Genomic DNA, 25,304 nt, shown 5'->3' with positions numbered 1-25,304 from the left:
TTATTAATACAGACCATCATTAATGGAGAAAGATTATTTACTACAAAAATGGTTACGCAATGAGTTAACCGATGAAGAACAAGCAGCTTTTAATACTTTAGAAGATGCCCCACTTTGCGAGGAAATTATTGAAGAAAGTAAGCGATTTAGGGCTGACAAACACATTGCTATTCCTTCTTATGACAGCTTGCAAAGCCGCTTGCTTAACAAAAAAGAAAAAAACGCTAAAAAATGGGTGTCAGTTATTTACAAAGTTGCTGCAATATTGGTAATCGGATTAGGTGTTTTCTATTTTTTTAACACGAAGCAACTCCATACCTACACCACAAAACATGCCGAAGCCAAAACAATTACACTTCCTGATAATTCTGTAGTAGCATTAAATGAACGCTCTCATTTAGAGTACAATTCTAATACGTGGAAACAAAAAAGAGTTCTCAAATTGCAAGGAGAAGCTTTTTTTGATGTTGAAACGGGAACGCATTTCGATGTAGAAACTCCCAACGGAACCGTGCGTGTTTTAGGAACTGAATTCAATGTGCTTGATAGAGACAGTATTTTTACAGTTTCTTGTTATGAAGGATTGGTACAAGTTCGCTATAAAAATAAAATCACAAAATTACCTGTTGGAAAAGAGCTTCGTATTGTTAAAGGGGTAGCGCAAAATACGCAAACAATTTTAGCACAACCAAAATGGTTGAAAAATATGAGTGCTTTTGATAATGTATTGCTAACTGATGTGGTTAACGAACTTGAAAAACAATACAATGTTAAAGTACAGTTCAACGTAAAAAATAGTAATTTGTTATTTACAGGTGCCTTCGCAAACAACAACCTTGAAAGTGCTCTAAAATCTATCACACATCCATTCAATTTATCCTATAAAATTCAAAAAAATCAAACGATTATTATTTGGGATGAACAACAGTAAACACTTCTTTTTTTACTATTCTTTTGCTCTTTTGGTTTCAGCTTATTGGCACAGAAAGAAGCTGATAAAAAGCCTCTTGTAATCCTCTTGAATCAAATTGCTAGCGAACACGGTGTTCAATTTAATTACAATAGCGACTTAGTTAAAGAGTTTTTTGTAGACCCTATTCCAACAGAACTTAGCTTGGAAGACAAACTCAAAAAACTAGCAGCACAAACTAATTTAACTTTCACTCGTTTAGATGCACAAATTATAGGAATTTCAGCTCCCATATTGGTTTGTGGTTACTTAAAAGATGTAACGAATAATACTCCTTTAATTGGAGCTACTATACAAGCAACTACTAATTATACTATTACTAACAATGAGGGGTTTTTTGAGCTTAAAGTTGGTCATATCTCTGAAAAAATACACATCCGTTTTATAGGCTATCAAACAATTGATAAGCTGGCAAGCGATTTTGCTTCTGAAAAATGTACTACCGTTTATTTAAATGAACACCATGAGTTTATTTCTAATATTACTATAAACGGATACTTGATTAAAGGAATTGACAAAACTAGTAACGGTTATACTACAATCGATTTTTCAAAATTCACATTACTTCCTGGTTTAATTGAAACTGATGTATTGCAAACCGTACAGGCCTTACCCGGTATTCAAAGCGTAGATGAAACCGTTTCAAACATTACCATTAGAGGGGGTTCGAACGATCAAAACCTCGTTTTGTGGGATGATATAAAAATGTATCAAACTGGACATTTTTTTGGACTCATCTCTAGTTTTAATCCGAAAATTACACAAACTGCTCAGGTAATTAACAACGGTACAGATGCTTCTTATTCTAATGGAGTTTCGGGAACCATCAGTATGAAAACCAACGATAAATTACAAGAAATATTTAACGGAAGTTTGAGCCTAAACTTTATCAATGCCAATTTTTTTGCAGATGTTCCCTTGGGTAAAAAATCTTCACTTCAACTAGCCGCTCGTAGATCTATTGACGACTGGATAAAAACCCCAACATATCATAATTATTTTAAACGCGTTACTCAAAGTACAGAGATAGAAAACAACGATAAAAATGTTGCAAATTCTAATCAAGAATTTAACTTTTACGACACCTCGTTACGATGGTTATTTATGCCCACCGACAAAGATATTATTCGTTTAAATTTTATTTTAATTGATAACAGCTTAACTTTTGATGAAACTGCCATTTTTAACTCTACAACAGAAACTAAACAAAGTAGCTTGTCACAGCAGAGTATTGCTGGTGGTATTCATTATCATCGAAAATGGAATTCGAAATTTAGTACAACTCTGCATATTTACGAAACCGACTATACGTTAAAAGCCGTTAATGCTAATATTTTAGACGCACAACGTTTTCTACAAGAAAATATAGTTTCTGAAACAGGTGTTAAACTCCAAGCAAACTACCTTAAAAACAAATGGAAATTCAATGGTGGTTATGATTTTGTGGAAACTCAAATAACCAATCTTAACGATGTTGACAATCCTAGGTTTGTGAGGTTATATGCTAATGTTATTAGAGAACATGCTGTTTTCGGACAAACCCAATATCAAAATTCAAATAACAATATTATTCTAAAGCCAGGGATTAGAATTAATTACATCGAAAAATTTAACACTTTTCTTATCGAACCAAGACTGAGCATTCACAAAAAACTAAGCAACACATTTTCTTTAGAAGTTTTAGGAGAATTAAAGCATCAAAATGTTTCACAAATTATCAACTTCCAGAATGATTTCTTAGGCATAGAAAAACGCAGATGGCAATTATCAGATAACGATAGCATACCTATCATTAAAAGTAAACAGGCTTCATTGGGAGTTACTTATAAAAAGAAGCAATGGCTTTTAGATGCAACTGCTTACTACAAAAATGTTGAGGGGATTACAACCCAAAGTCAAAGTTTTACCACCAAATACGAGTTTCATAAAAACAAAGGAAGTTATGATGCTTTTGGTGTTGATTTTTTAGTACGTAAAAACTTTAAAAGGCTCAACACTTGGTTAAGTTATTCTTTTATTGAAAATACGTACTCGTTTGATGATTTAGTAGAAAAACAGTTTCCTAGTAATTTTGACACCACACACTCTATAACTTTAGGAAGTACCTACACCACCCGATTACTTAATTTTTCGCTAGGATTGAATTATACTTCTGGTAAACCTACTTCTCAACCCATAGTGGGTAATGAAATTGTTGATAATGAAATTAATTTTGGTGATGCTAATAGTAACAGACTAAGTAGTTATTTAAGAGCAGATGCCTCGGCTATGTACAAAAAAGAAATAACTGAGAGTACAAGTGTAGATATTGGTGTTTCTGTGTGGAACTTATTTGATAAAAAAAATACTATTAACAACTATTACAAAGAAGAAAACAATACTGCTCAAAAGTATGCTCGTTACTCATTGGGTATTACTCCAAACTTTTTATTACAATTAAATTTTTAGTTGCTTAAGAAAGTAAAAAAAGCGGTATGAATTAGAGTTCATACCGCTTTTTTTAATGCTTTAAAATTTTTTAATTATTAATGATCCAAGAAACATAATACAACTGACCAATTTGTCCTGATCCAGGAGCTACATAATATTCTTTTCCAAATAAATTAGTTCCTCCCACCTTAATTCTCGATTTAATTGAAGGTATTCGGTAGTTCAATTGAGCATCAATAACAGTTCTTTCAGGAATATCTCCTTTTACGAAATTTGAAACCCATCTGTATTTATCTTGCCATCTAGCACTTACTCCAAAACCAAAATTATTAAACAAGTTTTCATTACCTAATTGTGCTTTCACCGTGTGTTTTGGTGTATTAAAGTTAGGTTCAAATAGTCCATAATCTTTATCCTCGTATTTAAAATCGATAAAGTTATAGTTCAGACCAAAATCAAAATTGCTAAACAACTTAGTATGCATTCCAAAACCAAAACCGTACGATTCAACCTGTGAATTGGCATTAGTGGTGATTGTAAAATCGCGAACCAAGCCCGTTGAAAAAGCATAATATGCTGCGGTATTCATTACAATTACGCCATCTTCCACGTAAGAAAACCTATTTTCAGGTAATTCCAATTCTTCTGCTGTTGCTTGTCTATTTCCGTAGGGGTATACTTCACCTCCGTTAGGTACTGTAACATCTTGATAAAAAACAAAATTATCATGTTTGCTGTAGAAGGCGTTCATATCTATATCTATGTTTGTTTCATTATTTAAACGAAACATACTTCTATATCCTACTTCAAATGTTTTTACTACTTCAGGAACCAACTCGTTGTATTGTGTTTCTATATAAGTATCTCCTGTATAAGTATCTGTATCGAAGTAAACACTTCTAGTTAATAGTGAGTTGTTGAGAAGTTCTTCTCCTTTTACCTCTCTGGTGTCAAATACGTATCCACCTAGCTGTTCGTCCCACCTTATGTAATAGCTATCTGGGTAAGAAATACGGCTTAGGTTATCTGCTACAGCTCCTACATTTGTTTTAATTTGAGAACTAAAAAACATATACTGCTCTTGTATACTAGGATTACGGAAACCTGTTTGATATGAAGCTCTTAACACATGGTTTTTCTCTTCTCCTAAAGCATAATTTAACGCAAATCTAGGTGAATAATTACCTTCAAAATTATCTGACTTATCGTAACGTATAGATGCCGTTAGCTTTAACCTTTCTTCAAAAAGCTTCTTTTGAAATTGAGTGTATGCTCCATACTCTTCTATATTTACTGCCTCTTCTTTATCGTTAAATAGTGTTCCTTTTGATTCAGGGTTGTAATTTCTATAAGAGGCTCCTATTTGTATATCTGCCCAATTATTTAGTAAACTTTTAAAGTTATAATTTCCATCTAAATGTGTGTAAGAACTTTTTTCATAAATTTTACTTCCACCATCTGAGATTAATGTTTTTGTTATTCTATCAAACTCTGTATTAAAAGCACTTGTATTTGGTACTAATCTATTCCTATCAGCAAAAGCTCTTGCTTCTTCTATTGATTTTCCTTGATTATATCTCTGATCGTAAAAATCAATTGCATAATCAAACGAGTTAGCAGCGTTATTTAAAACACCTCCTGTTCTTGTTAAATCGTAAGAGTTTCCTGAATCATTTTCTGTATAGTAACCTCTAACATAAAAGTTATTTCCTTTAACCTCTAACTTGTGTTGCCCAATATAATAACCTCTTTGTGCTAACCTGCTTATGCCTTGAAAGAGATTATCTCGTAACGACAACCTTGAAGTGAATTGTATTTCTAAAGACTCATTTTTAAACGGCCTGTAGTATAAAGCACCTGAGAATCTAGCATTTCTAGACGTAAAATCATTTTTAATAAGCTCTGCTTCTGTATAACCCGTTTTTCTTAAAAGAGTACCCCATGGTATATTCTCATCTAATAAGATCAAATCAATGTAAGACTCGTCTCCGTAGGTATTTACTCCGTTGTAGTTTGGTGTAGAATTTACTGTACCTTCTATGAGTTCGTTGGTATCAATTTCTTTATTTCTTAAATCATTTGCATGCCATTCTTCTGTTTCAAAATATGAGAAATTCACTTTAGCTGCAAAAGCTTCGTTAAACTTGTATCCCATTCTTACCGCAACATCATAAAAAGGATTGTTTCCTCCTGTTTCTTGACTTGTATACCCACTTTTAATCATGGTGCTAATACCTGTATGATTAAAAGGGTTTTTAGTATTCAAAAGCATAATACCATTATAAGCGTTAGCTCCATATAAAGCCGAAGAAGCTCCTGGTAGAATTTCTACACTTTGAATATCTAATTCAGAAACTCCCGAAAAATTCCCAGTACTATAACTCAACGCTTGTGCAGCGGTATCCATACCATCGACCATTTGCACAAAACGGGTATTGGCAAAATCTGCAAAACCTCTGGTATTTATAGATTTGAATCCATAACTGCCTTCTCTAGAATTAACTCCTTTTAAGTTAGCCAAACCATCATAAAAGGAATTAGAGGTATTTTTTCTTATATCTGAAAGACCCATTCTTTCTATTGTCACCGGAGATTCTATAATTCTTTCAGGAACTCTTGATGCCGAAATAACCACTTGATCTAATAATAAGTTTTCTTTTAAAACTACATTTACCTTTTTATCAAAAGAGGTAATAGTTACTTCTTCTGATCTAAAGCCAAAAGCAGAAACTACTATTGTTTGAGGTAATGTACTACTTGACAAAACGATTGAAAAATTACCTTCTTCGTCAGACGAAGCAATATTTTCTCCACTTGAAATTCTTGCATTATAGAAGGGTTCTAAATATTCATCGTATACTGAACCAGATATTTTTACCTGTGCATAATTTGTAATAGCAGCCAAGGTAAAAACAATCATTACTAATTGTTTTTTTAACATTTTAAATTTAATTGATTTTTATTCTTCTAATGAAAAGTTGATAGGGAAACCATACTTTACAGCTACACGTTTCCCGTTATTTTTTCCTGGTTCGAAGCGTGGTAATTTAGATACTACTCTTTTTGCTTCTTCATTAAGAATTTCTCCTCCTTCAGGACCTAATGTTTTTATGTTAGTTACATACCCATCTTTGTCAATAATAAATCGAACCCAAACTTCTCCTTGAATTTTATTTCTTACAGCCTCTCCTGGGTAATGGAAATGTTTATTAATATGCTTAACCATTTCTATGTTGAAACAATCTAGCCTTTCATTTTTCTTTACTCGCTTACACTTATCAAAAGCGGGTACTTTTTCTACGTAAAATAGTTTTTCTGCTTTTGATAATTCTTCTTTCGACAACTTCGCAGTTAGTCTTGCTAAGTTTTTTTTATAATCTGAAGTTTCTTCTATTTTGTCTACTCCTGTTAACTCCATACCTTCAGAAACTGAAACCTCATTAACATTTAAAGTATTAACAGAACTTATAGCTTGAGCCTTTTCTTTTCTCAACACCCTCTTCTTAAGGTATCTCTTTTTACTAGCAGATATTTTAACTTTAATCTGTCTATCTCCTTTTTCTTTAGAATTTTCAACTGGCTCAATAGTACATTTTGTAATGCTATTGAGATCAACTATAGATTCATCTGGGGATTCGCATACTTCTTGTTGAGCATAAAAATTGATAAACGACAACAAAAAAACTACTACAAAGTACTTTTTCATATATAAATAAAATATACAATTAATAAATTATACTATTTTACGATTAAATTCAGTCGAGGGGGAGTAATTGATGGGCAAATGTAGGCTTTTTTTTAAAAAGTTCTTCAAAAAAGTATATAAATATATTTAACACTAACCTGTAGTATAAATACCTTATCTTTAAAACAATAGAAACAGGTTTTTCTTATGCATTTATTTTGTGCTTTTTCAAAATTTCTACCGTTCTATAGCTTATTTTTTATTAAGATTTCTAAGAAACTAATCTCATAGCACTTTTTCGACTTTATCTTATGGAAAAAACCAACATTCTATAAACATCTTTTGTGGATACTACTCGTTTGCACTTAGCATTATTGACAAAATGATATAACCAATACATTGAAATATTTACGGGTTTCTACTCCTTTATATCAGAAAGACTATATAAAAAATCTTCTAGTTTTTTCAATTCTTTAGGTGGGTTCCCAGCATCAAACGTACTTGAAACATACTCTTTGTCTCCTATTTTAATAGTAAATTCTGCATGCAAAGCCCCGTCTGTAATCCTTTTCTCTGTTGGTGCTTTTAAAGTACTTATTTCTTCTAAGTTTAGCTCGTTAACAATGCTCTTAGCCTCTTCTAGCTGCTTCTTAGTTACTTTCTTAGTTCCTTCTTTTTGATACGTCTTATACGATAATTTATGACCCTCGAGTACTAATTGTACTAAACTTCCTCTTGTTTGGGCTTCATATACTATTTTATCGAACTCTTTTATGTTGTTTTGTGCTGCACAGTTCATCATTAACAAAAATACTATTGGAACTATTATTTTTAAATTTTTCATTATTCTTAGTTTTAATTTGTATACTAAAAAGACGTTCTTTTCTATAAAGAACGTCTTAATATATAAAATTCGTATAAAACGGCTTAGTCTGCCATGGTAGCTCTAAATCCTCCTGGAGCAAATACTGCATCCATTCTCGCTTTTTGACCTTGTGTAAACATGTACATACAATTATCACTAGAATAATCCATATAGTTCATGGTCATATTAGCAGTTCCACACTCAATAGTTGGATAAGAAGGACATCCTCTACTTGGCCCACCAGCATCTGGAGTATCTGCAACAAAATCAGTTGCACCACATCCACCGTCACCCCAAATGTGACGTAAGTTTAACCAGTGACCTACTTCGTGAGTCGCAGTTCTTTGGTTACGACCAACAAAACTGTGAGCTAAAACTACACCATCAGTAGACCAGTTACCTCCTGGAAATTGTGCATATCCTAAAATTTGACCTCCTCTATATGGTATAACATTTACAATCCAAATATTTAAAAATTCTTGCGGATTTACTACGTTACTACCTCCTCTAGAAGAAAACTTCATTGAATCGTCTGGACTCCAGCTTCTTTTCTTTTTGTTTCTTACTCTGATTACATCTTCAATAACAAAATCGATATTAACATTAGCCTCAACTCCTGCAAACTCAGCTGGCATAGATCCTCTATTCGGATTTTGCATATTAAAGTCTTCATTCATTGCATCAATTTGACCTTGTAACACAGATAATGGTAAGTTTTCATCAGATCTTCTATAAATTACATGAAAAACTACAGGAATTTGTATTTTCCCGTTTACTAATTTAGAAGCTACTTCCCCGTTTTTAACTTTTTGAATGTAGTTTGCTGTAAAGTTTTCAATACTCTCCATCTTACTTTTTAAAGTAGGATCATTTGCCATGTTTGCTTGTAAAACATCATCGGCAAAACACTGCTTTTCTGCTTTTTGAAGAACAGTTGCATCTGGTTCAGGTTCTAAATTCGGGTTTTGTTCATTTGTTTGGCAGCCTACTAGAATTCCAGCGGCAATAGCCATGGTAAGAAAAATTCTTTTCATTTTGTGAAAATTTAAAAAATTAGTTATTTGTTTTGTTAAAAAACTAAAAACAACTCTTTAAATTAAAGAATTTGCTATTTTTTTATTGAAATAATAAAAATTTTGAAGGGTTTTTTAACGACACGCAATATATAACTTTTAATATGTAATCAAAAAAAAATATCTTTTTGCAAATACACTCATAACTATCTAAAAATCAGCACCAAAAATTATTTCAAAAAATATTTTTAATATATTATTTTCAAAAAAACACTTTAAAAACATCCATTATGATAGTTTATTAACGTTTTTTTTAATATTTTTCAATCCTTTACATCAGAAATACTTTGTGAAATTTTTCATTCTTTTTTGACGGGATTCCTGCATCAAACATACTCGAAACAGTCTCTTTTCTCCTATTTAATTGATGAACTCTGCATACAAAGCCTCGTATGGAATTCTTCTTTTGATTGACATCTTATGAAGTACTTATTTCTTTATTTTTTCTAAGTATATTTCATTAACGATGCCCTTTACACCTTGCAACTGCTGTTTAGTTAGCTTCTTATCTTTGATATACTTATATGATAATTCATGTCACACTAATACGAATACTACTTTATCAAACTCTTGTATGCTGTTTTGTGCGGTACAGAGTTTATCTATCTTGCTTTAGTTTGTATACTAAAAAAGACGCTCTTTTTAGTAAAGAGCGTCTTAATATATATAAAATTCGTATAAAACTTAGTCTGCCATGGTAGCTCTAAATCCTCCTGGAGCAAATACTGCATCCATTCTCGCTTTTTGACCTTGTGTAAACATGTACATACAGTTATCACTAGAATAATCCATATAGTTCATAGTCATATTAGCAGTTCCACACTCAATAGTTGGATAAGAAGGACATCCTCTACTTGGTCCACCAGCATCTGGAGTATCTGCAACAAAATCAGTTGCACCACATCCACCGTCACCCCAAATGTGACGTAAGTTTAACCAGTGACCAACTTCGTGAGTTGCAGTTCTATCATCACGACCAACAAAGCTGTGAGCTAAAACTATACCATCAGTAGCCCAGTTACCTCCAGGAAATTGTGCATATCCTAAAATTTGACCTCCTCTATATGGCATAACATTTACAATCCAAACATTTAAAAATTCTTGTGGATTTACCACATCGCTACCTCCTGAAGAAGTAAATTTCATTGAATCGTCTGGTCTCCAGCTTCTCTTTTTATTATTTTGAACTCTTATTACATCCTCGATAACAAAATCAATATTTGCATTTCCTTCAACGGTAGCAAATTCAGCAGGCATCGCTCCTCTGTTAGGGTTCTGCATGTTAAAATCTTCGTTTAAAGCATCAATTTGACCTTGTAATACTGATAATGGTAAGTTCTCACTTGCTTGACGATAAATTACGTGAAAAACAACTGGTATTTGAATTTTTCCATTTACTAACCTAGAGGCTATCTCTCCATTTTGAACCTTTTGAATATAGTTGGCTGTAAAGTTTTCAATACTTTCCATCTTACTTTTTAAAGTAGGGTCATTCGCCATGTTTGCTTGTAAAACATCATCGGCAAAACACTGCTTTTCTGCTTTTTGAAGAGCAGCTGCATCTGTTTCTGGTTCTAAATTAGGGTTTTGCTCATTAGTCTGGCATCCTACTAAAATTCCTGCGGCGATCGCCATGGTAAGAAAAATTCTCTTCATTGTTGTAAAATTTAAAAAATTTAATTGTTTACTTAAAAAATTAGCTATTCTATTTGTTAAAAAACTAAAAACAATATTTTACTTAAATGTTTTGTTAATTTTTCGATATTTCAACAAAAAATTAAAAGTTTTTTTTAACGTCATGCAATATATAATTTTCAGTGTTTAATCAAAAAAAAAATTAATGAATTAAAAATCAAGGCTTAACCCTTTAAACATCACTAGCGAAGCCGTTTTACAAAAAATATTATAAGTGTGATATCCCAATAAAAAATCAAAAAAAACGTCAATTATGACACTTTTATTAACATTTATTTAAGTTTTCGACAAAAAAAAGACACCTATAATAGGTGTCTTTCAAACTTAGAATATTGTCTTTTTATTTTAATTTTTTCTTAACTGCAACTTCAGTGTAAGCTTCAATCACGTCTCCTTCTTTAATATCGTTATATCCTTTTATTTGGAGACCACAGTCGTACCCTTTAGTTACTTCTTTAACATCGTCTTTAAAACGTTTTAATGAAGCTAGTACACCATCGTGTACAACGATTCCGTCTCTAATAATTCTAACATTAGCATCTCTGGTAATCTTTCCAGTCATTACCATACACCCTGCAATGTTACCTATTTTAGAAATTTTATACACTTCTCTTATCTCAACATTACCAATAACTTCTTCTTTCATTTCAGGAGATAACATTCCTTCCATGGCGTCTTTTAAGTCGTTAATAGCATCATAAATAATTGAATATGTTCTAATATCAACTTCTTCTCTATCAGCTACAGCACGGGCATTTCCTTGAGGTCGAACATTAAATCCAACAATTATGGCGTCTGAGGCAGTTGCTAATAGCACGTCAGATTCGGTTATCGCTCCTACTCCTTTATGAATAATGTTTACTTGAATTTCTTCTGTAGAAAGTTTTTGGAATGAATCTGTTAAGGCTTCTACCGAACCATCTACATCTCCTTTTAAGATAATGTTTAATTCTTTAAAGTCTCCTAATGCAATACGACGACCAATTTCTGCAAGGGTAAGTGTTTTTTGAGTTCTAACAGATTGCTCGCGTTGCAATTGAGATCGTTTTGCAGCTATTTGCTTCGCTTCACGTTCGTCTTCAAACACATTAAATTTATCACCTGCTTGTGGCGCTCCGTCTAATCCTAAAACCGACACTGGTGTAGAAGGGCCTGCTTCTTTTACCTTTCTACCTTTATCATCAAACATAGCTCTTACTTTACCACTATGTTTTCCTGCTAAAATATAATCTCCTATTTTTAGCGTTCCTGATTGTACTAGTATGGTAGACACATATCCTCTACCTTTATCTAATAAAGCTTCAACAACAGCACCAGTTGCATTCTTATTAGGGTTTGCTTTTAACTCTAATACTTCAGCTTCTAATAAAACCTTTTCTAGTAGTTCATCGACTCCTTGTCCTGTTTTTGCAGAAATCTCTTGAGATTGAATATTTCCTCCCCAATCTTCTACTAATAAGTTCATCGCAGAAAGTTGGGTTTTAATATTATCTGGATTCGCGTTAGGCTTATCTATCTTGTTAATAGCAAAAATGATAGGCACTCCTGCTGCTTGTGCGTGCGAAATAGCTTCTTTAGTTTGTGGCATTACATCATCATCAGCCGCCACTACGATAATTACTAAATCGGTTACTTGAGCTCCACGGGCACGCATTGCCGTAAAGGCTTCGTGACCTGGTGTATCTAAGAACGCTATTTTTTGGTCTCCAACATTTACAGAGTATGCTCCGATATGCTGTGTAATACCTCCCGATTCTCCTTCGATTACGTTAGCATTACGAATGTAGTCTAACAACGAAGTTTTACCGTGATCTACGTGTCCCATTACGGTTATAATTGGAGCACGAGTTACTAAATCTTCTGGCTTATCTTCTTCCTCTTCTATTGCTTCTTCTACTTCGGCACCAACAAATTCTACGGTATAGTTAAACTCATCGGCAACAATTTGTAATGTTTCAGCATCTAAACGTTGGTTCATTGTTACCATCATTCCCAACATCATACAGGTTGAAATAATTTGTGTAACAGGTACATCCATCATTGTAGCAACTTCGCTTACGGTAACAAATTCTGTTACTTTTAGCACTTTGCTTTCTGCTTGTGCAGCTTCTAATTCTGCTTCATTTTGTTGACGGTGAGCATCTCTTTTATCTCTACGGTATTTTGCTCCTTTTCCTTTTTTAGATTTACCTTGAAGTTTTTCTAAGGTTTCTCTAACTTGCTTTTGGATTTCTGCTTCTGTTAGTTCTTCTTTCGGAGCTATATTTTGTCTTCTTCCTCTTTGTTGACCTCCTCGATTTCCGCCTCTTTGACCTCCTCGGTTATTGGTTGCTTGAGGTTTAGCTGTGCCTGTACCTCCTCCTGGCTTACTAATTCTCTTACGTTTCTTTTTATCTCCGTCAGTTTTATTAGGCTCTGCTTTTTTCTTTTTTGGTCTTTCAAATTGCTTTAAATCTATTTTACGACCAGTAAAATTAGGACCGTCTAATTTTTTATACTTGGTCTCAATTTTTTCAGCATTTTGTGGAGTAATTTCAGTTTCTTTCTCTGATTTTTTTTCCTCCTTTACCTTCTTTTCAACAGTTTTTTGAACTTCTTGTGGTTCTTTTTTCGCTTCCTTTATAGTAGGCTTAACTGTTTTTGTATCTTTCGATTGTTTATTCTCTTTTACAGGCTCTGGTTTTTTCTCTTCAACCTTTGAAGGTACCTCAACTTTTTTAGTTTCTTGAACTGGTTGTGCAGGTTGTTCCTTTTTTGGCTCTTCTACCTTATCATTATTTTTTGTAGGCATTGGTTTTTCTTCGATAACTTTGCCTGTTTCGACATCAATCTTGCCTACAGTTTTGAGTTCTAACTTTTCTGCTTTGGCTTTTAAAACTTCTTGCTTCTTAGCTTCTTCCTCTAATCGTTTTCTTTCTTGCTCTTGTTCTAATTGCTGACGAATTGCCTCTTTCTCTTTTCTCTTTTCTTCACTTACTTCTTTAGAGGCCACCTTCTTAGATTTATCAGTTTGAAAACCATCAAATAAAATTTGGTATTCTGTGTCTGATATTTTGGTAGTAGGACGAGCTTCTATTTCATAGCCATTTTTAGCTAAGTGTTCTACAGCTCTATCTAAAGAAATGTTAAGTTCTCTTAAAACCTTATTTAGTCTTAATTTTTTGCCTTCAGCCATATATTATTTTATACTTTTTTATTGAAAAAACACACTTTATACTTGCTGGTATAGTTATGTTTTTTTTCTCTTATTTGCTAGATTTCACATTATATGCAGGAAACTAGCTTCCTTATATTTTATATTAGTCTTCGAATTCTTCTCTTAAAATTCGTTGAACATCTAAAATTGTTTCTTCTTCTAAATCGGTTCTTTGTACTAACATAGATACGTCTTTTTCTAACACACTTTTTGCTGTATCTAAACCAATTTTTTTGAATTCTTCAATTACCCAAGCTTCGATTTCATCTGAGAATTCTGTTAATTCTACATCTTCTTCTTCCATTCCTTCTCTTTGAACATCTATCTCGTAACCTGTTAATTCGCTAGCTAAACGAATATTAACACCAGCTCTACCAATTGCTTTTGATACTTCTTCTGGTTTTAACAACACATTTACACGTCCTTTTTTGCCATTTTTCTCTTCTTCATACAATTCAATGTTTACAGAAGTTACTTTGGCAGGGCTTAACGCTCTTGCAACGAATAGCTGTTCGTTTTTAGTGTAATTGATAACATCTATGTTTTCGTTTCCTAATTCACGAACTATTCCATGAATACGAGAACCTTTTACACCAACACAAGCTCCGACTGGGTCAATTCTATCATCGTAAGAGTCTACCGCTATTTTTGCCTTATCTCCAGGTATTCTTGCCACCCCTTCGATTGTAATTAAACCATCAAAAACTTCAGGAATTTCTTGTTCAAATAATTTTACTAAGAACGCTGGCGAGGTTCTAGATAAAATAATAGCAGGTTTATTTCCTCTTAATTCTACCGATTTTATTACACCTCTAACGGCATCTCCTTTTCTAAAGAAGTCAGAACGAATTTGTTCACTTTTTGGTAAAACAATTTCATTTCCTTCATCATCTAACAAAATTACGGCATTATGACGAATATGATGTACTTCTGCACTATAAATTTCTCCTTCTAAGTCTTTAAATTGTTTAAAAACATTGGTGCTATCGTGCTCGTGAATCTTCGAAATTAAGTTTTGACGCAATGCTAAGATTGCACGTCGACCTAAATCGATAAGTTTTACTTCTTCTGAAACATCTTCTCCAATTTCAAAATCTGGTTCTATTTTTCTTGCTTCTGAAAGTTCAATTTCTTCATTATCGTCTTCAGACATTCCATCTGCTACTACTACTCGGTTTCTCCAAATTTCTAAATCTCCTTTATCTGGATTGATAATGATGTCAAAATTTTCGTCTGAACCAAACTTACGTTTTAAGGCTGCACGAAATACTTCTTCTAAAATAGACATAAGCGTTACCCTGTCTATACTTTTATTATCTTTAAATTCCGAAAATGATTCAATTAACGCAATATTTTCCATTTCATTATCTAATTAAAATATGATCTTCACTTTTGCTTCTTTAATATCTTGATACGCTAGTGTTTTTGTTTTTTCTACCGTATGCTTTCCTTTGCCTATTGGCTTGGGCTCTCTAGTTTTCCATAACAGGGTAATTGTTTCTTCTGTTACCGCTGTTAATGTTCCTTCAAACTCTTCTGTTGCCGTTTTAACTTTTAAAATTCGATTGATGTTTTTTTTATACTGTCGCTTTACGGTTAATGGCTGTGCGATATCAGGTGTGGTAACCTCTAACGAAAAATCTTCTTCTTCTCGATCTAAGTTATGCTCAATATTTCTACTAATGCGAATGCATTCACTCAACGGCACTCCCGAGTCTCCATCTACTATGACCTTTATTTTATTGTCTGCTAAAAACTGCAAGTCTATCAAAAAAAGAGACTCGTTTTCTTGCAAGGCTTCTTGTAATAATTCTTTAACTCGTTCTTGATTCATCTTAGGTATAAAAAGAGGGGACATTCGCCCCCTTCATCTATCTTATTAATAAATTTGCTGCAAATATAGTAAGTTATTCATTAACATACAAATATCTTTTTTGTTTACATTTTTTTCGTATATTTAGAATACTATGTCTCTTTAAATCTTTTTTTTATGAAAAAAATACTAATCCCAACCGACTTTTCAAAGCCTTCTGAATACGCCTTAAAATTAACTGCCGAAATAGCAAAGAAAGCAAATAGCGAAATTCATCTTCTTCATATGATTGAAGTTCCTACTGGCATTGTAGATATGAGAGCTGGAACTAACTTTAGTATTCCTGAAAGCATGGTATATATTAGAAAAATTCGTGACAAGTTACTTGATTGTAAAGAGCAATTTTTTTCTGGAAATAATAACGTTAAACACGCTATTAGATTTCAAAATCCTTATACTGGAATTAAGGATTATTCTAAAAAAAACAATATAGATCTCATTGTAATGGGTGCTAAGGGTCATACAGATTTAGAGGAAATTCTTATTGGTTCTAACACCGAGAAAGTTGTAAGAAATTCTGAAACTCCGGTACTGGTTACGAAAAAAAATAGAGGCAAGTTTACGCCTAACAACTTTGTGTTTGCCTCAAGTTTTAAACCTCATAAAACCAAAGCTTTTGAGCGTTTTTTAGATTTTGCACGCAATTTTAACAGTACCATACACTTATTAAAAATAAACACTCCGCAAAAATTTGAAAGCACCGAAGAAACCAATCTACGTATTCAGAATTTTATTAAAAAATATAACTTAGAAGATTACTCAATTAATGTGTATAATGACTCTTCTATTGAAAGAGGAATTTTAAACTTTTCAAATAAAGTTAATGCAGACCTTATTGCATTGGCAACTCATGGAAGAAGTGGGTTGTCTCATATTTTTAACGGAAGCATTACAAAGAATTTATCGAAAAACGCTATAAAGCCTATGCTTACTTTTAAAGTTTAGGGAGCACCTTTTAAAAGAGTAATTAGTGAATAAAAAGTTAAGTGACCCTCTATCCTCATAAAGGGTATAAACTTATTCATTTTGCTGCTTTTATTGCCAATATTCTTTAACCCAAGGGGCTGCTTTCACATATCGATACCACTTTCCTCTACCGCCTTTTATGGCTTTATGTGGATTGATTTCTCCATGAAAAATAATAATCTTTGCTCCTTCTGGAATAACTGGTGTTTTCCAAAAAGCTAAAGGAAACCTAGATACACAATCGTATTTAAAGCTAGGACACCATTCTTTTGGCCAATATTGTAAATGCCCCTTATCATGAATACTATGCGTTAAATACTCTTGTTCATTTCTATGCTGTTTTCGTATCTCTTCAAAATTCTCTAAAAAATCATCAAAAACATAGCCATGCTTTCCTATTTCAAATCTATAAACCGACGAGTTTCCTGTGATTCGCCAACTTCTCCAACTATGGTCTTTAATAATTCTAAAAGTTCCCTCTATTTCAAAGAAACAATCTATATTATCAACAATAACGATGTCTAAATCTAAAAAAAGTGCCGTTCCCTCTAATCCGTATAAATCTTGTTTTAGAGTGGTTAATTTTTTCCACATTCTTTCAGGAATATCGGTACGTATATTCATTTCAGGAATGTCGTAGCAATCTACTTCATCAATAATTCCGTTTGCATCATCAGTAAAACACACCATTTTAAAATCGTATGTTAAATTTCTTTTTACCATTGAATACAACCTATTTACGTACTCTGCCCCGTAGAGCGTACCCCATTTCATACAAAAAATATACTTCTGGCCCATGTTTGTCATCCTTACTTTATTTTAAGCAAATCTCCTTTCTATAATTTCTAACAATCTATTCTCATATTCTTCTTTGGCAGACCAATCATAATCGGGTTTGATCATTTTTTGAATGAACTTTTTTGCTTCTTTCTCTGTTTTAAAAGTATTGAGTTGAGAAACTACTCTGTTAAAATCATTTTGATCTCCGTTAAATAAATGTTTTACGAAGGCTATTCTATCGTTTAAATCAATCTGAATTATTTTTTGAAAATGGTCATTCAATGTTTTTTTCGTATCTGCTTTGGTAAATAAATCGGCCATTACATCTACCGAAATCGTGTCTTGTAACTCATCTTCTAACGTTGGTGTTTTTCGTTCTCCAACATCTTTAACATCATCTTTTACATCTTTAGTCGTACCACGTAGCAAGTCTTCTAATTCATCAAAAGGCTGTTCTATAATTTCTTCTACTTTTTTTACTTCGTGTTCTTTTGCAGATTCGTCTGATTCCTCTTGTAAATCTTCGTCTAAACGATGTATAATTATTTCTTCCTCTACAAGGTTATCTTCTATTTCCTCTTCTATAAACACCTCTTCACTTACCTTTTTATCAAACACACCTTCTTCAACCTCCTCTTTATTTGCATGATTTGTTGCTTTGTTTATTGTTGAAGTAGTTTCTTTTAAAAGTTCTTTTTCTCTTTTTTCTTCAGCCAGCAACATCTCATTTAACAACGCCTCTTTTGTTTTTGTAGGATTAGGAGTTGTGTTCATATACTCTTCTACATACGCTAAAACCGAAAGCTTTTCATAAACCTCGTAAGCCTTTTCTTTTAAGGCAAACACATCTTCTTTATTTTTCATTCGTAAGATACTGTGTGCTAAACTGGTTAAATCTGATGCTAGTTTTTTGTGCATAAGTTGTTGTTTAATTTGATTTTTTGCTGTTAAATTTTGATAAATTTGTTCTTTGTTCGAAAGTAAGACAAAAATCAATAATTAGAGCTTAAAATTACAAAATGTTTCTTGAAAATACAGTAAATCATACAGAACAATTTGGTTGGATTGAGGTAATTTGTGGCTCGATGTTTTCGGGAAAAACCGAAGAATTAATCCGCAGACTCAAACGAGCACAGTTTGCAAAACAGCGTGTTGAAATCTTTAAACCTGCAGTAGATACTCGATACGACGAAGATGAGGTGGTATCTCATAATAAGAATAGTATTCGTTCAACACCTGTTCCTGCATCTTCTAATATTCGCTTATTAGCGAACGATGTAGACGTGATAGGTATAGACGAAGCACAATTTTTTGATGATGAGATCGTGGCTGTTTGTAATGATTTAGCCAATAGGGGAATTCGTGTTATTGTAGCTGGGTTGGATATGGATTTTAAAGGAAACCCGTTCGGACCCATGCCAGCGTTAATGGCTACTGCTGAGTACGTTACTAAAGTACATGCCGTTTGTACACGTACAGGGAATTTAGCACATTACAGTTATCGAAAAGCAAAAAACGACGATCTCGTGTTTTTAGGAGAAACTCAAGAATATGAGCCTCTGAGTAGAGCTGCTTATTACAAGGCGATGAAAGAACAACAAAACAAGATTAAAGAAGAACGTAACAATGAACAATAATCATGTTACCGTATTAGAAATTGATTCGCATGCGGTGCTACACAACTTAGCTTATTTTAAGCAAAAATTACAGCCAAAAACAAAGATTTTAGCAGTTGTAAAAGCCTTTGGTTACGGAAGTGATGCAACAGAAATCGCAAAAATAGTACAAGACCACGTCGATTATTTTGCCGTTGCTTATTCTAATGAAGGAATTACGTTACGTGAGGCAGGAATTACAACGCCTATTTTAGTACTTCACCCTCAACTTCAAAATTTAAAAGATATCGTTGCGTATCGACTAGAACCTAACTTGTATAACTTTAAAATTTTTGACGCGTTTTTAAAACTGGCTGATGAAAAACCTTTAATGAACTACCCTATTCATTTAAAGTTTAATACAGGTTTAAATCGGTTAGGATTTTGGCATACCGATGTACCTAACATTATTACAGAATTAAAAAAATCAAACAATGTAAAAGTTGAATCCATTTTTTCTCATTTAGCTGCTAGTGAAGATGCAAATGAGCAAGAATTTACGATAGGGCAAATTAACAACTTCGCCTTTATTGTTAGGAAAATATACAAACATTTAGGGTATAAGCCCATGATACATATTTTAAATACATCAGGTGTTATTAACTACTCAAAAGCTCAATTTGATATGGTTCGCCTAGGAATAGGATTGTATGGCTTTGGAAACGATAAAAAAGAAACTTCAAAACTTAAAAACACCCACAACTTAAAGTCTATCATTTCTCAAATCAATATCATTAAGCCAGGAGAAACCGTTGGATATAACAGAGCTTTTGTAGCGAGTAAAACTACAAAAAGTGCTACCATACCTATTGGTCATGCCGATGGTATTTCGAGAAAACTAGGAAATAAAAATGGTTTTGTTCTTATCAATGGGCAATCTGCCCCTATTATAGGAAATGTATGCATGGATATGATAATGGTAGATGTAACAAAAATTAATTGTAATGAAGGAGATGAAGTTATCGTTTTCAACCACCAAAAACATATCGAATATATGGCTCACAAATGTGAAACCATTCCGTATGAAATACTTACTGCCCTATCACAACGTATAAAAAGATTGGTAAAACGCTAATTTTTTTATACTTTTCAGTTCAATTAACTAATAAACATTAAATATATGGGAATGCTCAAAGAGTTTAAGGAATTTGCAATGAAAGGCAATTTAGTAGATATTGCTGTAGGTTTTGTAATGGGGGCCGCTTTTAAACAAGTAGTTACCTCTTTTACTGGAGGAATTGTTTCTCCTTTAATTGGACTTATTTTCAACACTGACTTCAAAAACTTAAAATATGTGATAAAAGAAGGGGTTACTGACGAAGCCGGTAAAGTAATAGGAGAAGTTGCGGTACTATACGGTGAGTTTTTAACGAACGTGATTGACTTTATTATTGTTGCTTTTGTCATGTTTATGGTTGTAAAAGCAGTCAATGCAATGAAGAAAAAAGAAGAACCAGCACCAGAGGCTCCAACAGGACCAAGCCAAGAAGAATTATTAGCTGAAATTAGAGATTTATTAAAGAAACAATAAAACAATTTAAATTACGAATTTTTAATCGTTAGTTTACAATAATTCAATACTAAAAAAGCTCGCAGTGCGAGCTTTTTTTAGTATTGATAGTTCACAGCTATTAATCTGTAACTATTTGGTGTTTAAAAAGGAATAATTAAAAATTTATAATTCTTAATTCAAAATTGTATTAAACATGTTTTCCTTTATTCCAGCCATGTTTTCCTAAATAGTGCTCGCCACTTTCAACTGCCCCATCCTCAATACTTGTTCCCATAGAATCATTCCACCTGTTCAAATATCCGAACAGAGAAATTACTCCCAACATCTCCACTATTTCACCCTCGTTCCAGTATTTATATAACTCTTCTTTAATTTGTGCATCTACCCTATTAGGAACCATCGAAGCTGCTAATGAGAAGTCTAGTGCAGCACGTTCAGCATCAGAAAAAGCAGGATGCGTTTTATACTCCCAAATATTATCTAATTGTTCTTGTTCTGCACCATAGCGCTCAGCAGCACGAATAGCATGGGCTTGACAATAACGACAACCCGTAGCATTACTACTTACCCAGGCAATCATACGCTTTAAAGCAGAGGTTACACGACCATGATTCGCCATGACCGCTTTGTTCAAATTAATAAATGCTTTTGAAATCTCTGGTCGGCGCTGCATCGTTAATACCGAATTAGGACAAAAACCTAGGGTTTCGTTATAAAAATCAGCTAATTGTTTGGTTTCCGCATCGTGATTCGGATCTAAAGGAGTTACTAATGGCATCGTTTTATTTTTAAAATTTTTAATACTAATTTTTTACAGTAAGTTTGTGCTACTATACACGAATATAAGTCGAAATGTAAACCGACTTACTTACGCAATAAACAAAAAATATCAAGATATGGCAACAAATACAGTAACAACGGTTTGGAAAGAAAAGATGCAATTCGAAAGTGATAACCCTAGCGGACATCGCATAGTTATTGATACTTCTGAAGAGTTTGGAGGTAACAACAGTGGTTTGCGCCCAAAAGCCATGATGCTTTCATCGTTAGCTGGTTGCTCTGGTTTAGACATCGTACCCATGCTCGAAAAAATGCGTGTAAAACTTGATGATTTTAAAATGGTAGTTACTGGTGAGTTAACCGAAGAACACCCCAAATATTATCACAAAGTGTTGGTAGACTATCATTTTTATGGAAGTGATTTAGACCAGAAAAAAATTACCAAAGCTGTAGATTTATCGATAGAGAAATACTGTGGTGTTATGGAAATGTTCAGAAAATTTGCCGAGGTAACTACCGCTGTTCACTTCCACAACAACTAAATTCCTTATAAAAATTGCTATGCGCTGGACACTAAAACCGAAACCAGATCTTACTAAAGTAAAACAATTAGCTAAAGAATTAGCCATCGATACAACCTTGGCTACAATTTTAGTGCAACGTGGTATTGAAACCTTTGAAGAAGCAAAAAAGTTTTTTCGCCCTTCATTGAACGATTTACACGATCCTTTTTTAATGAAGGATATGAAAATTGCCGTCACACGTATTGAAAATGCGATTGCCAATAACGAGAATATTTTAGTATATGGTGATTACGATGTTGACGGTACGACAGCTGTTTCTTTACTAGCCTCTTACCTAAAAACAATTCACCCTAATATAGCCACCTATATTCCTGACCGGTATGAAGAGGGTTATGGAGTTTCTTTTCAAGGAATTGATTTTGCTGAAGACAATAATTTTTCGCTCATCATTGCCTTAGATTGTGGTATTAAAGCCATTGATAAAGTTGAGTACGCTACAAAAAAAGGAATCGATTTTATTATTTGCGATCACCACAAACCTGGAAGTGAAGTTCCAAAGGCAGTGGCTGTGCTCAACCCGAAACAAGTAGACTGTAACTACCCTTATAACGAACTGTGTGGTTGTGGTGTTGGTTTTAAATTGATTCAAGCACTGGCTTCCAAAAGAAAGCAAACAATTGAAGATTTAGTTCCGTATTTAGATTTAGTTGCCACCGCAATTGCTGCTGATATTGTTCCGATGACAGGTGAAAATCGAATCTTGGCTTACCACGGACTAAAAGTTATCAATTCAACCCCTAGAAACGGTATTAAGGCTATTATTCATCAATTACAAAAAAAAGAGCTTACCATTACCGATGTTGTTTTTATCATTGCTCCACGAATTAATGCTGCAGGAAGAATACAACACGGAAACTACGCTGTTGAACTGTTAACCGAAATGGATTTTGAAGCAGCAGTTAAATTTGCCGCCGCTATTGAAAAGTTCAATTCCGATAGAAAAGAGCTAGATAGAAGAATTACTCAAGAAGCTTTGTTACAAATTGAAAACAATAACGAACAAGAAAACTATACCACTGTTGTTTTTGATGCAACTTGGCACAAAGGAGTAATAGGTATTGTGGCTTCTCGTTTAACAGAAACCTATTACAGACCAACGTTGGTATTTACCAAAAGTGGTGAAAAATTGGCTGCCTCTGCTCGCTCCGTAAAAGGGTTCGATGTGTATAACGCCTTAGAGCAATGTTCAGCGTATATCGAACAGTTTGGCGGACATAAATATGCGGCTGGTTTGACTTTACTCCCTAAACAGTATCAAAATTTTAAAAAGAAGTTTGAAGAAGTAGTTTCAACAACCATTGATAAAAACTTACTAACTCCAGAAATTGCTATTGATGCTGAAATAGAACTCTCAGAAATTACTCCTAAATTTTTCCGAATTATTCAACAAATGGCACCTTTTGGACCGCAAAATATGAAACCCACTTTTGTCACTACTGCCGTAAGAGATAATGGTTACGGTAAACAAGTAGGAACTGACAATAGCCATTTAAAACTGAACATTATTTATGGCTCTGATAAAAAAACATACAATGCCATAGGCTTTGGACTCGGAAAAAAAATAACCTGTATCCAAAACGATTTTGACATCGCCTATACTGTAGATGAAAATACGTGGAATGGGTACACTTCTATTCAACTACTCTTAAAAGATGTAAAATAATATTTTATTTAGATTTATTCTAAATAAATTTTATATTTGTTGTATATTCATGATAATTATGGAGGCAATAACCAAAATATACGACAACAACATCGGCATTTCTTTTCATTGGAAAGAAAACAACTCAAACTTAGTTCAATTGATATTTAGAGACATAGGCTTTCATCTAACTGAGCAAGAAATAGAATTATTTTTAGATAAAGTAACTGATTCTAAACTTCAACAAAATTGTGCGACTTGTAGTAAAGACAAAGGCCGTAGGTCTATTTTACTTCAAACCCCTTCTAACAAAGTTAGCTTAGCAGTATCTTCTGCTGAACTATGGCAAATTGACGACCTTTTAAGAGGTACTTTATTTCAGTTAAGAATGAATCATTATTTGAATGGTTTGTGTAAAAATTAAAAGGCTTGCAGAATTTGCAAGCCTTTTTAGTTATTTATCTTCTTTAATTAAGTACATATAAACTGGGTAGTGATCGCTATACCCGCCGGTATATCTTCCGTAAGAAAAACTCCTGAAAGGATACCCTTTAGAACGTCCAGTATTTTGAATTAAAAAACGTTTGTTAAAAATTCCAGACTTAAACATCTTGTAAGTAGAAAAGTCTTTTTCTCCTTTATCTAGTATTGGAGAAGTAAACATAATCTGATCGAATAAATTGATATTGTCTCGATATCCTAAAGTATTGAATCCACGACGAAACATATCTTCATACGGATTATAAATATCTCCTTCTTTTACATTCTTTTTTTTAGTTTTTGTTTGTAAAACTGTTTTAAAGCTTGAGTTTATAGGGTCGTCGTTAAAATCACCCATAATCAACACTTTTGGGTTCGGATCATTCTCTTTAATTTTTTCTATAATCTGCTTTACTTTATAGGCTGCTTTTTCACGTAAGGGTCTGCTCTTAGCCTCTCCACCTCTTCTTGAGGGCCAATGGTTCACAATAACATGCACCAATTCATCATCTAAATATCCTGAAACCAATAAAATATCACGCGTATATATTTTTCTGTTTTGGTCGTAAATATTAGGATTGAATGCTTCAAAATGAATGGGTTTAAAATAACGTGGCTGGTACAATAAAGCGACATCAATTCCTCTCTTGTCTGGTGAATCAAAATGAATGATACTATAACGCTTCTTTTGTAACCTTTCAGAAGCAATTAAATCTTCCAACACCTTTTTATTTTCAACTTCTGCTACACCTAGAATTGCTGGACTGGTTTTGGCTTTTTCTGCGCCTAATTGAGAAATTACCTCTCCTAACTTATCTATTTTATCCCAATACACCTCTTCCTTATCTCCTTTCATTTCCATAATAGGACTCGCTTCATCATTTTTTTCAGGATCATTTTCAGTGTCAAAAAGGTTTTCCAAATTGTAAAAACCTACAGTTCTTATTTTATATTTTTTTTGATTTTGTTGCGCTTGCGTAGTAAATGCTACAAAAACAAACATTAAAAAAACAATTGTACTTCTCATTTTATAAATTTTATGCGGCAAAAGTAAAACAAAAATCAAACCATAGTTGCAAAATTGTTTAATATATAACAATTAGTTAATGTTTAGAAG

Annotated in this window: 21 protein-coding genes; 9 read left to right on the top strand and 12 right to left on the bottom strand. The window is 33.1% G+C overall.

What is annotated here, in order from left to right:
• Positions 1-22: 22 nt before the first annotated feature.
• A complete protein-coding gene (locus P8625_RS12570; RefSeq protein ID WP_279650796.1) occupies positions 23-931 on the top strand; it encodes a FecR family protein in 909 nt (302 codons plus the stop codon).
• A 45-nt stretch (positions 932-976) separates the two neighbouring features.
• Complete coding sequence (locus P8625_RS12565; protein WP_279650795.1) at positions 977-3,418, top strand: TonB-dependent receptor; 2,442 nt, start codon at positions 977-979, stop codon at positions 3,416-3,418.
• Positions 3,419-3,488: 70 nt separating this feature from the next.
• Here the strand turns inward: P8625_RS12565 and P8625_RS12560 are convergent, their stop codons facing one another.
• The 8 genes from P8625_RS12560 to rimP all read right to left on the bottom strand — a co-directional run bounded on the left by P8625_RS12560 (position 3,489) and on the right by rimP (position 15,748).
• Positions 3,489-6,341, bottom strand: a complete 2,853-nt coding sequence (locus P8625_RS12560) for a TonB-dependent receptor (protein WP_279650794.1) — start codon at positions 6,339-6,341, stop codon at positions 3,489-3,491.
• An 18-nt stretch (positions 6,342-6,359) separates the two neighbouring features.
• On the bottom strand, positions 6,360-7,106 hold the full coding sequence (locus P8625_RS12555) for an energy transducer TonB (RefSeq protein WP_279650793.1): 747 nt from the start codon (positions 7,104-7,106) through the stop codon (positions 6,360-6,362).
• Positions 7,107-7,503: 397 nt separating this feature from the next.
• Positions 7,504-7,929, bottom strand: a complete 426-nt coding sequence (locus tag P8625_RS12550; RefSeq protein ID WP_279650792.1) for a hypothetical protein — start codon at positions 7,927-7,929, stop codon at positions 7,504-7,506.
• An 83-nt stretch (positions 7,930-8,012) separates the two neighbouring features.
• Positions 8,013-8,984 (bottom strand): zinc metalloprotease, encoded by a 972-nt coding sequence (locus P8625_RS12545; protein WP_279650791.1) that lies wholly within the window; start codon positions 8,982-8,984, stop codon positions 8,013-8,015.
• Positions 8,985-9,707: 723 nt separating this feature from the next.
• Positions 9,708-10,679 (bottom strand): zinc metalloprotease, encoded by a 972-nt coding sequence (locus P8625_RS12540; RefSeq protein WP_279650790.1) that lies wholly within the window; start codon positions 10,677-10,679, stop codon positions 9,708-9,710.
• A gap of 379 nt (positions 10,680-11,058) precedes the next feature.
• Positions 11,059-13,893 carry a translation initiation factor IF-2 gene (gene infB, locus P8625_RS12535; protein WP_279650789.1) on the bottom strand — a complete coding sequence of 945 codons (2,835 nt, stop codon included), beginning with the start codon at positions 13,891-13,893 and terminating at the stop codon, positions 11,059-11,061.
• 124 nt (positions 13,894-14,017) lie between these two features.
• Positions 14,018-15,274, bottom strand: a complete 1,257-nt coding sequence (gene nusA / locus P8625_RS12530; protein ID WP_279650788.1) for a transcription termination factor NusA — start codon at positions 15,272-15,274, stop codon at positions 14,018-14,020.
• A 12-nt stretch (positions 15,275-15,286) separates the two neighbouring features.
• Complete coding sequence (gene rimP / locus P8625_RS12525) at positions 15,287-15,748, bottom strand: ribosome assembly cofactor RimP (protein WP_279650787.1); 462 nt, start codon at positions 15,746-15,748, stop codon at positions 15,287-15,289.
• A gap of 156 nt (positions 15,749-15,904) precedes the next feature.
• On the opposite strand from rimP, the gene P8625_RS12520 reads away from it, so the two are divergent.
• Positions 15,905-16,732 carry a universal stress protein gene (locus tag P8625_RS12520; RefSeq protein ID WP_279650786.1) on the top strand — a complete coding sequence of 276 codons (828 nt, stop codon included), beginning with the start codon at positions 15,905-15,907 and terminating at the stop codon, positions 16,730-16,732.
• Between the two features lie 90 nt (positions 16,733-16,822).
• On the opposite strand, the gene P8625_RS12515 is transcribed toward P8625_RS12520, so the two are convergent.
• Both P8625_RS12515 and P8625_RS12510 read right to left on the bottom strand, forming a co-directional pair.
• Positions 16,823-17,476 carry a glycosyltransferase gene (locus P8625_RS12515; protein WP_279650785.1) on the bottom strand — a complete coding sequence of 218 codons (654 nt, stop codon included), beginning with the start codon at positions 17,474-17,476 and terminating at the stop codon, positions 16,823-16,825.
• 96 nt (positions 17,477-17,572) lie between these two features.
• A complete protein-coding gene (locus tag P8625_RS12510; protein ID WP_279650784.1) occupies positions 17,573-18,451 on the bottom strand; it encodes a hypothetical protein in 879 nt (292 codons plus the stop codon).
• Positions 18,452-18,552: 101 nt separating this feature from the next.
• On the opposite strand from P8625_RS12510, the gene P8625_RS12505 reads away from it, so the two are divergent.
• From P8625_RS12505 to mscL, 3 genes are read left to right on the top strand one after another with little or no spacing between them, the layout of a single operon-like run.
• Positions 18,553-19,170 (top strand): thymidine kinase, encoded by a 618-nt coding sequence (locus P8625_RS12505; RefSeq protein WP_279650783.1) that lies wholly within the window; start codon positions 18,553-18,555, stop codon positions 19,168-19,170.
• A complete protein-coding gene (gene alr, locus P8625_RS12500; RefSeq protein WP_279650782.1) occupies positions 19,160-20,263 on the top strand; it encodes an alanine racemase in 1,104 nt (367 codons plus the stop codon). Before P8625_RS12505 ends, alr begins: the two co-directional genes overlap by 11 nt.
• A gap of 51 nt (positions 20,264-20,314) precedes the next feature.
• The gene (gene mscL / locus P8625_RS12495; RefSeq protein WP_279652960.1) at positions 20,315-20,719 is read left to right on the top strand and encodes a large-conductance mechanosensitive channel protein MscL; all 405 of its coding nucleotides are present in this window, start codon (positions 20,315-20,317) and stop codon (positions 20,717-20,719) included.
• A gap of 169 nt (positions 20,720-20,888) precedes the next feature.
• On the opposite strand, the gene P8625_RS12490 is transcribed toward mscL, so the two are convergent.
• Positions 20,889-21,479, bottom strand: a complete 591-nt coding sequence (locus P8625_RS12490) for a carboxymuconolactone decarboxylase family protein (RefSeq protein WP_279650781.1) — start codon at positions 21,477-21,479, stop codon at positions 20,889-20,891.
• A 118-nt stretch (positions 21,480-21,597) separates the two neighbouring features.
• Between P8625_RS12490 and P8625_RS12485 the strand changes: the two genes are divergently transcribed.
• From P8625_RS12485 to P8625_RS12475, 3 genes are read left to right on the top strand one after another with little or no spacing between them, the layout of a single operon-like run.
• Complete coding sequence (locus tag P8625_RS12485; protein ID WP_279650780.1) at positions 21,598-22,023, top strand: OsmC family protein; 426 nt, start codon at positions 21,598-21,600, stop codon at positions 22,021-22,023.
• 19 nt (positions 22,024-22,042) lie between these two features.
• Positions 22,043-23,728, top strand: coding sequence for a single-stranded-DNA-specific exonuclease RecJ (gene recJ / locus P8625_RS12480; protein WP_279650779.1), 1,686 nt, complete (start codon positions 22,043-22,045; stop codon positions 23,726-23,728).
• Positions 23,729-23,786: 58 nt separating this feature from the next.
• Positions 23,787-24,131 (top strand): DUF6686 family protein, encoded by a 345-nt coding sequence (locus tag P8625_RS12475; RefSeq protein WP_279650778.1) that lies wholly within the window; start codon positions 23,787-23,789, stop codon positions 24,129-24,131.
• 30 nt (positions 24,132-24,161) lie between these two features.
• Here the strand turns inward: P8625_RS12475 and P8625_RS12470 are convergent, their stop codons facing one another.
• On the bottom strand, positions 24,162-25,214 hold the full coding sequence (locus tag P8625_RS12470; protein WP_279650777.1) for an endonuclease/exonuclease/phosphatase family protein: 1,053 nt from the start codon (positions 25,212-25,214) through the stop codon (positions 24,162-24,164).
• Positions 25,215-25,304 lie beyond the last annotated feature (90 nt).

Origin of the sequence: Tenacibaculum tangerinum, assembly GCF_029853675.1 — a bacterium.
Lineage (GTDB): Bacteria > Bacteroidota > Bacteroidia > Flavobacteriales > Flavobacteriaceae > Polaribacter > Polaribacter tangerinum_A.
Note: the sequence above shows the minus strand (reverse complement) of the source record. Positions and strands in the feature narration are given on the sequence as shown.

What these genes read in the sequence shown, in the direction of transcription:
- P8625_RS12570 (WP_279650796.1), top strand. Translation starts at nt 23, where the DNA reads ATGGAGAAAGATTATTTACTACAAAAATGGTTACGCAATGAGTTAACC.
- P8625_RS12560 (WP_279650794.1), bottom strand. Translation starts at nt 6,341, where the DNA reads ATGTTAAAAAAACAATTAGTAATGATTGTTTTTACCTTGGCTGCTATT.
- P8625_RS12555 (WP_279650793.1), bottom strand. Translation starts at nt 7,106, where the DNA reads ATGAAAAAGTACTTTGTAGTAGTTTTTTTGTTGTCGTTTATCAATTTT.
- P8625_RS12550 (WP_279650792.1), bottom strand. Translation starts at nt 7,929, where the DNA reads ATGAAAAATTTAAAAATAATAGTTCCAATAGTATTTTTGTTAATGATG.
- P8625_RS12545 (WP_279650791.1), bottom strand. Translation starts at nt 8,984, where the DNA reads ATGAAAAGAATTTTTCTTACCATGGCTATTGCCGCTGGAATTCTAGTA.
- P8625_RS12540 (WP_279650790.1), bottom strand. Translation starts at nt 10,679, where the DNA reads ATGAAGAGAATTTTTCTTACCATGGCGATCGCCGCAGGAATTTTAGTA.
- infB (WP_279650789.1), bottom strand. Translation starts at nt 13,893, where the DNA reads ATGGCTGAAGGCAAAAAATTAAGACTAAATAAGGTTTTAAGAGAACTT.
- nusA (WP_279650788.1), bottom strand. Translation starts at nt 15,274, where the DNA reads ATGGAAAATATTGCGTTAATTGAATCATTTTCGGAATTTAAAGATAAT.
- rimP (WP_279650787.1), bottom strand. Translation starts at nt 15,748, where the DNA reads ATGAATCAAGAACGAGTTAAAGAATTATTACAAGAAGCCTTGCAAGAA.
- P8625_RS12520 (WP_279650786.1), top strand. Translation starts at nt 15,905, where the DNA reads ATGAAAAAAATACTAATCCCAACCGACTTTTCAAAGCCTTCTGAATAC.
- P8625_RS12515 (WP_279650785.1), bottom strand. Translation starts at nt 17,476, where the DNA reads ATGGTAAAAAGAAATTTAACATACGATTTTAAAATGGTGTGTTTTACT.
- P8625_RS12510 (WP_279650784.1), bottom strand. Translation starts at nt 18,451, where the DNA reads ATGCACAAAAAACTAGCATCAGATTTAACCAGTTTAGCACACAGTATC.
- P8625_RS12505 (WP_279650783.1), top strand. Translation starts at nt 18,553, where the DNA reads ATGTTTCTTGAAAATACAGTAAATCATACAGAACAATTTGGTTGGATT.
- alr (WP_279650782.1), top strand. Translation starts at nt 19,160, where the DNA reads ATGAACAATAATCATGTTACCGTATTAGAAATTGATTCGCATGCGGTG.
- mscL (WP_279652960.1), top strand. Translation starts at nt 20,315, where the DNA reads ATGCTCAAAGAGTTTAAGGAATTTGCAATGAAAGGCAATTTAGTAGAT.
- P8625_RS12490 (WP_279650781.1), bottom strand. Translation starts at nt 21,479, where the DNA reads ATGCCATTAGTAACTCCTTTAGATCCGAATCACGATGCGGAAACCAAA.
- P8625_RS12485 (WP_279650780.1), top strand. Translation starts at nt 21,598, where the DNA reads ATGGCAACAAATACAGTAACAACGGTTTGGAAAGAAAAGATGCAATTC.
- recJ (WP_279650779.1), top strand. Translation starts at nt 22,043, where the DNA reads ATGCGCTGGACACTAAAACCGAAACCAGATCTTACTAAAGTAAAACAA.
- P8625_RS12475 (WP_279650778.1), top strand. Translation starts at nt 23,787, where the DNA reads ATGGAGGCAATAACCAAAATATACGACAACAACATCGGCATTTCTTTT.
- P8625_RS12470 (WP_279650777.1), bottom strand. Translation starts at nt 25,214, where the DNA reads ATGAGAAGTACAATTGTTTTTTTAATGTTTGTTTTTGTAGCATTTACT.